The sequence below is a fragment of the uncultured Maritalea sp. genome, assembly GCF_937139385.1.
Taxonomy (GTDB): Bacteria; Pseudomonadota; Alphaproteobacteria; order Rhizobiales; family Devosiaceae; genus Maritalea; species Maritalea porphyrae_A.
This window is the reverse complement of the sequence record NZ_CAKZPW010000027.1, coordinates 1-8,921: the sequence shown is the minus strand read 5'-3', so window position 1 is coordinate 8,921 and position 8,921 is coordinate 1. Positions and strand designations below refer to the sequence as shown.

Below are 8,921 nucleotides of genomic sequence, written 5' to 3'. Positions count from 1 at the left end.
TTGCGCAAAAGCAAGAAGTGACATCCTCGATATTGCAGGCAGCATCTCAGCGCTTAACTGATGTGGGTAGCATTTCGGTAGATATCAAAGAAATTGTGCGCGAAACCTATGTAAAGCGTACGCTTTAGGGCCAACGGCAAACAACAATGGTTGCGGGCAGAAATGTACATTTAAGGGGGCGCACAATTGGTGCAGCATCAACTTTCGCGGGTTGCGTTTTCAATTGCGTCTTTGACGATGAAAACCGCCAACCCAAACAACATGCCAGCCCCCAGTCCCACAACTGCTTCGCCCATAAATGCAATGCTGAAGTACGAGCCGAATGCGGGAATAGCACTTATCAACGCATAACCGACCAAGCCACTAAGGGCACCGACAATGGTGATTTCAGCTGTGTTGAAATGTTTTTCGCGCTTTATACAAGCGATCAGAACGGCGCCAAATCCGCCGGCAACAAGTTGCACGAGCATTGAAAATGCCGTTTCCATCTATCCTCTCCCCCAAAAATCAAATATCCCTGAGTGATAGTTTACAAAGATTAGGAGCATTGAGAAAGAAATCATATTCCGCATCTGGAATGTTGTATTCCTTCCAATTACAGCGATTATTGATATGCTAGAAGAGAATGAGGAGAGATTTTCGATGCGGTTAATCACATTGCTCACATTGGTGTTATTTTGCGTTCTGCCCGCCCAAGCCCAAACGCCTGGCGAAAAACGCGCCTACTTCAAAGACTGGCTAGCAGCATGCAAGACCGATACTGGGTATTGCTCTGCAATATCGTATATTAACCCAAATCCAGGTAATGGCGCTGTGGCGGACCACTGGTTGCGCGTTGGTCGGAACAAGAGCAACGACAAGTGGGAAATATCGATAACCCCAATTCTCACAATGCCATCGAACACCACAACTTTCTATTTTTGGGTGGGTGAGGAAAGCTTCTGGTTCACCAAAGGGGACAGTGCCCTTGCCTATGGTGCGATAAATGACATCTTCCTGCTCAATAATGATGCGACAAAATTACTGTCGGCCATGTTGGCGGGCAACCGGTTGAAGGCCAGTTTTGATGATCAACAGGGCCGACGTGTTGATATTGAATTTTCACTTTCTGGATTAACGGCTGCATTATTATGGATCGACGAGCAACAAGGACGGGTTGGCGATGCACGCGTCGCAGGTGATATCCCGAAAGGTCTAGAACTTGCGGAACCAAAACTGCCGCTGCCTGAAGCATTGCCAAATGAGATCATCGCCAAGCACGCCAAAAATGAAAATTGCGATCCGCTAACAGAATTGGTGCACGGTGAGGATTGGCAAGTCCACCAAGTCAACAATTCCACTTTGCTCTACATGGTGCCCTGCAGCGCCGGAGCTTACAATTTCTCCTACGCATTTTATAGGCAATCAGTCGACAACGGCGATATTTCCAAGCTTCTCTTTGTCGACTATTGGGACAGTCTGGGATGGACCGGAACAGACGTGCTTTTCAACGCCGGTTTTGACCCACAAACGCGCATTCTAACGAGCTACTACAAAGGACGCGGACTGGGGGACTGTGGCACAGCAGGAGAATGGCAATGGCAAGAATATGGTTTTAAGATGCTCAAATTCTTCGCCAAATCTGAATGTGACGGCTATGCTGACGATGCCGACATGTCATTTCCACAAATTTTTCCGTAAAAACCGAATCTGAGCCAACATGCTAAAACTCATTGCGCTAACAACTTTGGCGATGGTCGCTTTTGCAGCAAATTCCGTCTTCACACGTATTGCCCTAGTGGAAACTGAAATTGGGCCCATCATGTTCACAGCCATTCGGCTGACAACCGGCGCACTCATGTTGCTACTAATCGTCGCCATCCACAAACGTTCGTGGACTTATCCAAAAGGCAGCGGCAGCACAAACGGTTCATTCGCTCTTTTTTTCTATGCGATTTTTTTCACCTTCGCCTATCTGTCACTGGGCGCCGGGCTTGGTGCTCTGGTGTTGTTTGCATCTGTACAAATCACCATGATCATATGGGCAATTGTAAAAGGCGAACGCCCCAGCCCAATTGAAATTGTCGGCATCCTTTTGGCATTTGGCGCTTTTGTGTATCTGGTTTCCCCTGGGCTTGTGGCCCCAGATCCCATTGGCACGGGCTTGATGGTCGCATCTGGAATCAGCTGGGGCGTTTACTCACTGCTCGGGCGCGGGTCAAAAAACCCGCTAGAGGACACAATGGGAAATTTCGTGCGAACTTTGCCTTTAATTCTTGGTGTCACACTTGGTTTAGCATTTGTCTCCAACATGTGGCCCACAGATCCCAAAGGCATATTGTTTGCCGCGCTTTCGGGGGCATTGGCTTCAGGTGTTGGCTATGCGATTTGGTATTTAATATTGCCACAGCTTGCACGCACCAGCGCGGGCGTTGTGCAGCTTACGGTGCCTGCTATTGCTGCAGCTGGTGGCATTTTGTTCCTTGGTGAAGAACTCAGCGTTCGATTTATCATCGCCAGCACATTAATATTGCTCGGCGTCGCACTCGCAACCATGTTCAAAAAACAGAGCTAGATGACAATTCTTCGCAGTAAAAACCCAATGGCCAACACATAGGGCAACGCCAAAACAAACAGGCCCAACCGCGGCAACAAAGAACCAAACCGTCGCCAAATTACGGTCGCACATAAAAGACCCAATACGACCTCGAAAGCGCTGACCCAATTGCCATGAAATTGGGACTGCCAATAGGAAATTGGCGAGTGAAACCGCTCTCCGGTCAACGGCCAAAAATGCACATGCGCGTCGTCCGCATGCACGGGCAGATCAAACAATACATGCATCAGGCATGCGGCAGAAAACAGCGCAAACGCAAGCCACAGGCCCCGAAAACCTCGCTGCCGCCGCACCAGAAACATAAAAACAAGCAACGCAACAATATAAAGAGGAATCGAATTGGAAAGCGCCGACAAAAACTGCCAAGGCTCCTGCCAATACATCCCATCAGGCTTTCGCCAAAGATTGGCAACTTCCGATCCGGGCAACCGCCCCACCAATGCCATAATAAACACCGAGAGATCGGGGAACAATCCACCGAAAATCACAATCAGGTTTTGACTTTTAGAAAACCTGGGCCGCGTCAAAGCGGCCGCAGCGATCAGAATATGTGTGTTGGTCAGCATCGTGTTCCCCTACTGTTAAAACAGTATGTGGAAAATAATTGTGTGGCCAGCGCATCAACTCAGTTGTGATGTCTTTACATATATTTCCTGATCACCATATGTGACACTCTTGTGTTTTACGTCGATCTTTGCCACTACCAAGCGCACGCGTTTTAAAGAAAAAGGTTCAAATGCACTATTTGCTGCTCGTACTGGGCCTAGCCACGTTAGTTGTAACGGGTGATTTATTGGTTCGTGGTGCTGTTGGTCTATCCAATCGCATGGGAATCCCTCCTTTGGTGATCGGTCTTACGGTCGTTGCTTTTGGGACTTCCGCACCCGAATTGGTCGTATCTTTGTCGGCAGCGGCAGAAGGCGCACCGGGCCTTTCAATCGGCAACGTGGTTGGCTCCAACATCACCAACATCCTATTTGTGTTGGGTGTACCCGCACTATTCTTCTCCATCGATTGCAAGCAAACCGGATTGCGCCGCTCAACTGCTTTTATGGTTTTTGTGAGCGTGCTGCTGATCTTCCTCAGCTTGGATCAAACGATTAGCTTTGCCGACGGCCTCATTCTGATGGCCTTACTCGCCGCCTACTTGGTTTATAACGGCGTCGAAGCGAACCGCATGCGCAAAAAGGGTCAAGCGATTGAGGAAATCGTCGAAGAAATTGACGATGCACCCGATGATACTCGCAAGATCGCCATTTACCTGCTTATTGGCATCATCGGTTTGCCATTGGGCGGAAAACTGACCACAGACAGTGCATTGGCCATCGCCGCTGTAATGGGCGTTGCTGAAAGCACCGTGGGTCTGACCATCGTTGCCCTTGGCACGTCACTACCAGAATTTGCTGCCGGCATGGCAGCTGCACTAAGGAAACAATCGGCCGTTGCCATTGGCAACGCGGTTGGCTCTAACATTTTCAATATTTTGTCGATCATTGGGGTCACTTCCATGATCATTCCACTCCATGTGGATATCAATTTCCTCACCTTTGATTATTGGGTGATGTTGCTTGTCTCCGCAGCACTCTTGCCCATTGTCTTTATGCATCGCAGTATTGGAAGATTCGAAGGGCTAATCATGGCCGGTCTTTACATCGTATATATGTACTTCGTGTTTCAAGTTGGCCACAGTGTTATTGAGGGGAGCATTTAGCCAGCAATGTCAAAAGGTGTTGCACTGATAACCGGAGCCGCAGACCGTATCGGCGCAGCCATTGCAACAGCCTTGGCGAGCGATGGCTAGCACACGATTATTCACTACAATAGTTCCGGCGCGAAAGCCGATGCTTTGGCCGCGCATATCATCGCCTCAGGCGGCACTGCAGCGACCATCGGCGCCGACCTGTTGGACAGGGATGAAAGAGACAGCCTAATTGAAAGGGCGAGCGAACTGTTCGGCCCGATCGACATCTTAATAAACAATGCGTCCATTTTTCAACCCGACAGCATTGCAGACTTATCCGCTGACCTTTGGCAAAAGCACTTCTCAATCCATGCGGAAACACCCGTCTTCTTAGCGAGTGCATTTGCAAAACAACTAAGCAAAGATCAGCACGGCAACATCATCAACATGATTGATCAGCGTGTTTGGGCGCTCAAGCCAACCTTCTTTTCATACACCTTGTCCAAATCCGCCCTATGGACCGCAACCCAAACCATGGCCCAGTCCTTGGCACCACAAGTGCGAGTCAATGCCATTGGGCCAGGACCAACCATCAAGAACATTCATCAAAACCAATCAGATTTTGAACAAGAGATCGCAGCATTGCCCCTCAAGGTTGGGCCGCAGCTCAACGAAATATGCAACGCAGTACGGTTCATTCTTTCTGCCCCTTCAATGACCGGGCAAATGCTTGCACTAGATGGTGGAGAGCACTTGAAGTGGACGCATAAAGGTGAAAACATCGCGCAATAATGAGCGACGCACCCCAACTACCCGGCCCTGAAATCATCAAATCATTTGTCAAAACCCTGCCTTCAGGCCCGGGGGTTTATCGCATGTTTGATGAAGCGGGTACGGTGATCTATGTGGGTAAGGCGCGTAACCTTAAAGCGCGCGTCACCAATTATACCCGCTACGATGGCAATTCGGTTCGCATTGGCCGCATGATTTCGGCCACGCGTTCAATGGAGTTTGTCACCACAAACACTGAGAGCGAGGCGCTGCTTTTAGAAGCCAACATGATCAAGCGGCTCAAGCCGCGATACAATGTTTTGTTGCGCGACGACAAAAGCTTTCCCTATATTCTGATGGCGACCGAGCACAAGGCTGCCGAACTCACCAAACATCGGGGCGTGCGCCGAAAAAACGGGCACTATTTCGGCCCCTTCGCATCGGTTACAGCCGTCAACCGCACCATTGCCGCACTGCAAAAAGCATTTTTGCTGCGCAATTGCTCAGATAGCTATTATGAGGGGCGCACCCGACCGTGTTTGCAACATCAAATCAAACGTTGCGCGGCGCCTTGCACCGGCGAAATCTCGATTGAAGACTATCAACAACTTGTCGATGATGCGGTCAAATTTCTATCCGGCAAGTCGCGGACCGTGCAGGCCGATCTTTCTTTGGAAATGCAAAAGGCATCTGAAGAAATGAATTTTGAGCGCGCCGCCATGTTGCGCGATCGCATCGCCGCGCTTTCGCTGATCCAAGGTCAGGGCGATATGAGTGCGCAGTCCGTGTCGGACGCGGACATCTTTGCCATACACCAAGAAGCAGGGAAGTTCTGCATTCAAGTGTTCTTTTTCCGCGCGCACCAAAACTGGGGCAATCACGCTTACTATCCACGCGCAGATAAGAGCTATGACGAGAAAGAAGTGCTCACCGCCTTCATCGCGCAGTTCTACGAAGCACGCACCCCTCCAAAATTGGTACTCGTGTCACATCCGGTCGAAGAACCTAAATTGTTGGCCGAAGCCTTGGCCATTCGAGCGGACCGAAAAGTCGAGGTTCTAGCGCCACAGCGCGGCGAAAAACGCTCGCTGGTGGAACATGCGCTCAACAACGCCCGCCAGGCATTGGGCCGCCAATTGTCCGAAAGTGCATCGCAAATTCAATTGTTGGAGGGTGTGGCCAAAACGTTCGGATTAGACGCGCCACCGCGCCGCATAGAGGTTTACGACAACTCCCACATTCAAGGCACCAACGCTGTTGGTGCAATGGTGGTTGCGGGGCGCGAGGGCCTATCCAAAAAGCACTACCGCACCTTCAATATTAAATCGACAGACATCACGCCTGGCGATGATTTTGGCATGATGCGCGAGGTGCTCACCCGCCGGTTTACGCGGCTGGTCAATGAATATGAACCCGCAGATGACAGCGCTGATGCAGATAAAGACGCCATGCCCGATTGGCCCGACGTGTTGCTGATCGATGGTGGCAAGGGCCAAATGACCGCCGTGCGCGAAACGCTCAAAGAGTTCAACTTACCCCAAAAGGTGACCCTTATCGGTATCGCTAAAGGCGAGGAACGCAACGCGGGCCGCGAGACTTTTATCCTTGAAGGTCGAGAACCCTTTATGCTGACAGCGCGCGACCCAGTGCTCTACTATTTGCAACGTTTGCGCGATGAATCGCACCGATTTGCGATCGGCACGCACCGAGCCAAACGATCAAAACAGATTGTGAAGAACCCGCTTGATGAAATCGAAGGTATTGGCCCGACGCGCAAGAAAGCGCTGCTTACCCATTTTGGTTCGGCCAAAGCGGTGAGTGGTGCGACGTTGAAAGATTTGCAATCCATATCCGGTATTTCCAAACAAATGGCGCAAAACATCTACGATCATTTCAATCGCTCTTGACCTATCCACACAACTCAGCTTGCTTGGGGACAAGGCAAAGGGGACCAATTAAGTGAACATACCAAATATTCTTACCATGTCGCGCATCGCGGTTATTCCGCTCATCGTGACCCTGGTCATGATGAACAACCTCACCGCTCAATGGATAGCCTTCACGCTTTATGTGATTGCCGCCTTGACCGATTTTTTGGACGGTTATCTGGCGCGCAAACTCAACGTCGTATCTTCCCTTGGCCGCATGTTGGACCCTATCGCTGACAAACTGATTGTCGGTGCCTTACTCATCACATTTGCCTATGAGGGCAGCTTCTCAGCGTCCCTCACATTTGCAGCAGTTTTCATCCTCATGCGTGAAATCGCAGTTTCTGGATTGCGCGAGTTTTTGGGGCCACAACAAATCATCATCCCCGTTTCAGGCATCGCAAAATACAAAACCACTTCTCAACTTGTGGCCCTCGGGTTAGTAATGGCATTGCCCATTGTACCGGGCCTCAACTTGGCAGCAAGTGCCTTCATGTGGCTCGCCACTGGTTTGACCCTTTACACAGGCTATGAGTATTTTGCGGGTGCATGGCCCCATCTAACCAAAGAAGAACAATGAAGATTCTCTATTTCGCGTGGTTGCGCGAGCGCATGAACAAAGGCCAAGAAGAAGTTGCACCGCCCGAAGCAGTGACCACAATTGATCAGTTGATCGATTGGAAATCAGCCAATGACGAAGGGTTCGCCCTAGCCTTCGAAGACCGTGCCATCATCCGCGCATCGATCGACGACGAGCTGGTTGACCATGATGCCCCAATCGCCAACGCGCGCGAAATTGCATTTTTCCCGCCCATGACAGGCGGCTAATATGTGGGTGCGCATTCAACGAGAGCCGTTCGACCCCGGTGCTGAAAGCAACGCATTTTTTGCCACTGATGGCGCCGCCGGTGCAACGGTAACTTTCACCGGCCTGGTGCGCTCAACGCCTGACAAGCCTATTGATGCACTTATACTTGAGCATCACCCGACTATGGCAAAAAAGCAGATCGAACGATTTGCGACAGAGGCCATGGAAAAATTTGAACTCGTCGACATCGCCGTCATTCATCGCTTCGGCGACATGAAAGTCGGTGAAGTCATCGTGCAAGTCATGGCCGCATCTCCCCACCGCCAAGCGGCATTTGATGGGGCAAACTACGTCATGGATTGGCTAAAGACAGACGCCCCATTTTGGAAGCAAGAAGTCACTTCAGATGGCGCGAAATGGGTTGAACACCGAAAAGCCGATGATGACGCCAAGAACAAGTGGAATACAGAAACGCCGCCCAAATCAGTTTAGGCGGCGTTTCAATTTCTATTAGCTAAATGCTTATTCAGCAGCAGCTTTCTTTGGCTGAACTTCAGCCGAATAGGCCTTCATCATCGCGCTACAAATCTCGCGCTCAGGGAAGATATTCCCTTCGATTTCAGCAACCGGCACAACTTCTGCAGCTGAGCCTGTCAGGAAGCATTCGTCAAAATTGCCGAGTTCTTCAGGCATAATCACCCGCTCGGTGACTTTGATCCCAGCTTCACGTGCCAAGCCAATTACGGTACGACGGGTAATGCCGTCCAAGAAGCAATCAGGAATTGGCGTGTGGATTTCACCGTCTTTAACAAAGAACACATTTGCGCCAGTGGCTTCAGCAATTTGACCCCGATAATCAAGCATCATCGCATCTGCAAAACCACGCGCTTCGGCCGCATGTTTGGACAAGGTGCAAATCATATAAAGACCGGCAGCTTTTGAAGCGAACGGTGCTGAGGTTGGTGCTGGGCGACGCCAGTCAGACAAGGCAAGGCGTGTGCCTTTCAACTTGTCTTCATGGGAAAATAGGCTGGGCCATTCCCATGCTGCGATGGCCACATGCACCGGATTATTGTGCGCGCCAAGTCCCAGTTCGGCAGAACCACGAAACGCAACTGGGCGCATATAGGCATCAAC

11 protein-coding genes are annotated in these 8,921 nt (G+C 50.5%); 8 read left to right on the top strand and 3 right to left on the bottom strand.

All coding sequences use genetic code 11. The features are described from left to right. Nucleotides 1-197 precede the first annotated feature (197 nt). Nucleotides 198-488 carry a hypothetical protein gene (locus Q0231_RS01185; protein ID WP_269395258.1) on the bottom strand — a complete coding sequence of 97 codons (291 nt, stop codon included), beginning with the start codon at nt 486-488 and terminating at the stop codon, nt 198-200. A 154-nt stretch (nt 489-642) separates the two neighbouring features. Between Q0231_RS01185 and Q0231_RS01180 the strand changes: the two genes are divergently transcribed. Together Q0231_RS01180 and Q0231_RS01175 are read left to right on the top strand one after the other, a co-directional pair. Further along, on the top strand, nt 643-1,680 hold the full coding sequence (locus Q0231_RS01180; protein WP_299343956.1) for a DUF1176 domain-containing protein: 1,038 nt from the start codon (nt 643-645) through the stop codon (nt 1,678-1,680). A 19-nt stretch (nt 1,681-1,699) separates the two neighbouring features. Beyond that, nucleotides 1,700-2,554, top strand: a complete 855-nt coding sequence (locus Q0231_RS01175; protein ID WP_269395260.1) for a DMT family transporter — start codon at nt 1,700-1,702, stop codon at nt 2,552-2,554. On the opposite strand, the gene Q0231_RS01170 is transcribed toward Q0231_RS01175, so the two are convergent. Continuing rightward, complete coding sequence (locus Q0231_RS01170; RefSeq protein ID WP_299343951.1) at nt 2,551-3,162, bottom strand: hypothetical protein; 612 nt, start codon at nt 3,160-3,162, stop codon at nt 2,551-2,553. The two genes, Q0231_RS01175 and Q0231_RS01170, sit on opposite strands and share 4 nt — an antisense overlap. Before the next feature lie 170 nt (nt 3,163-3,332). Here Q0231_RS01170 and Q0231_RS01165 point away from each other — a divergent pair, with 170 nt between their 5' ends. The 6 genes from Q0231_RS01165 to Q0231_RS01140 all read left to right on the top strand — a co-directional run bounded on the left by Q0231_RS01165 (nt 3,333) and on the right by Q0231_RS01140 (nt 8,276). Continuing rightward, nucleotides 3,333-4,307 (top strand): calcium/sodium antiporter, encoded by a 975-nt coding sequence (locus tag Q0231_RS01165; RefSeq protein WP_269395262.1) that lies wholly within the window; start codon nt 3,333-3,335, stop codon nt 4,305-4,307. A gap of 96 nt (nt 4,308-4,403) precedes the next feature. Further along, nucleotides 4,404-5,069 (top strand): SDR family oxidoreductase, encoded by a 666-nt coding sequence (locus tag Q0231_RS01160; protein ID WP_299343962.1) that lies wholly within the window; start codon nt 4,404-4,406, stop codon nt 5,067-5,069. Next, entirely contained in the window at nt 5,069-6,955 is a 1,887-nt protein-coding gene (gene uvrC / locus Q0231_RS01155; RefSeq protein ID WP_299343946.1) for an excinuclease ABC subunit UvrC, read from the top strand. Before Q0231_RS01160 ends, uvrC begins: the two co-directional genes overlap by 1 nt. Before the next feature lie 52 nt (nt 6,956-7,007). Next, a complete protein-coding gene (pgsA, locus tag Q0231_RS01150; protein WP_299343943.1) occupies nt 7,008-7,556 on the top strand; it encodes a CDP-diacylglycerol--glycerol-3-phosphate 3-phosphatidyltransferase in 549 nt (182 codons plus the stop codon). Next, nucleotides 7,553-7,804, top strand: a complete 252-nt coding sequence (gene moaD, locus Q0231_RS01145; RefSeq protein WP_299343940.1) for a molybdopterin converting factor subunit 1 — start codon at nt 7,553-7,555, stop codon at nt 7,802-7,804. The genes pgsA and moaD overlap by 4 nt, the downstream gene beginning before the upstream one ends. 1 nt (nt 7,805) lies before the next feature. Then, nucleotides 7,806-8,276, top strand: a complete 471-nt coding sequence (locus tag Q0231_RS01140; RefSeq protein ID WP_299343937.1) for a molybdenum cofactor biosynthesis protein MoaE — start codon at nt 7,806-7,808, stop codon at nt 8,274-8,276. 30 nt (nt 8,277-8,306) lie between these two features. On the opposite strand, the gene Q0231_RS01135 is transcribed toward Q0231_RS01140, so the two are convergent. Further along, a partial coding sequence (locus Q0231_RS01135; protein ID WP_299343934.1) for an aminotransferase class IV occupies nt 8,307-8,921 on the bottom strand: 615 nt, incomplete at its 5' end.

Coding starts and splice junctions, on each gene's coding strand:
- Q0231_RS01185 (WP_269395258.1), bottom strand. CDS start 488: ATGGAAACGGCATTTTCAATGCTCGTGCAACTTGTTGCCGGCGGATTT.
- Q0231_RS01180 (WP_299343956.1), top strand. CDS start 643: ATGCGGTTAATCACATTGCTCACATTGGTGTTATTTTGCGTTCTGCCC.
- Q0231_RS01175 (WP_269395260.1), top strand. CDS start 1,700: ATGCTAAAACTCATTGCGCTAACAACTTTGGCGATGGTCGCTTTTGCA.
- Q0231_RS01170 (WP_299343951.1), bottom strand. CDS start 3,162: ATGCTGACCAACACACATATTCTGATCGCTGCGGCCGCTTTGACGCGG.
- Q0231_RS01165 (WP_269395262.1), top strand. CDS start 3,333: ATGCACTATTTGCTGCTCGTACTGGGCCTAGCCACGTTAGTTGTAACG.
- uvrC (WP_299343946.1), top strand. CDS start 5,069: ATGAGCGACGCACCCCAACTACCCGGCCCTGAAATCATCAAATCATTT.
- moaD (WP_299343940.1), top strand. CDS start 7,553: ATGAAGATTCTCTATTTCGCGTGGTTGCGCGAGCGCATGAACAAAGGC.
- Q0231_RS01140 (WP_299343937.1), top strand. CDS start 7,806: ATGTGGGTGCGCATTCAACGAGAGCCGTTCGACCCCGGTGCTGAAAGC.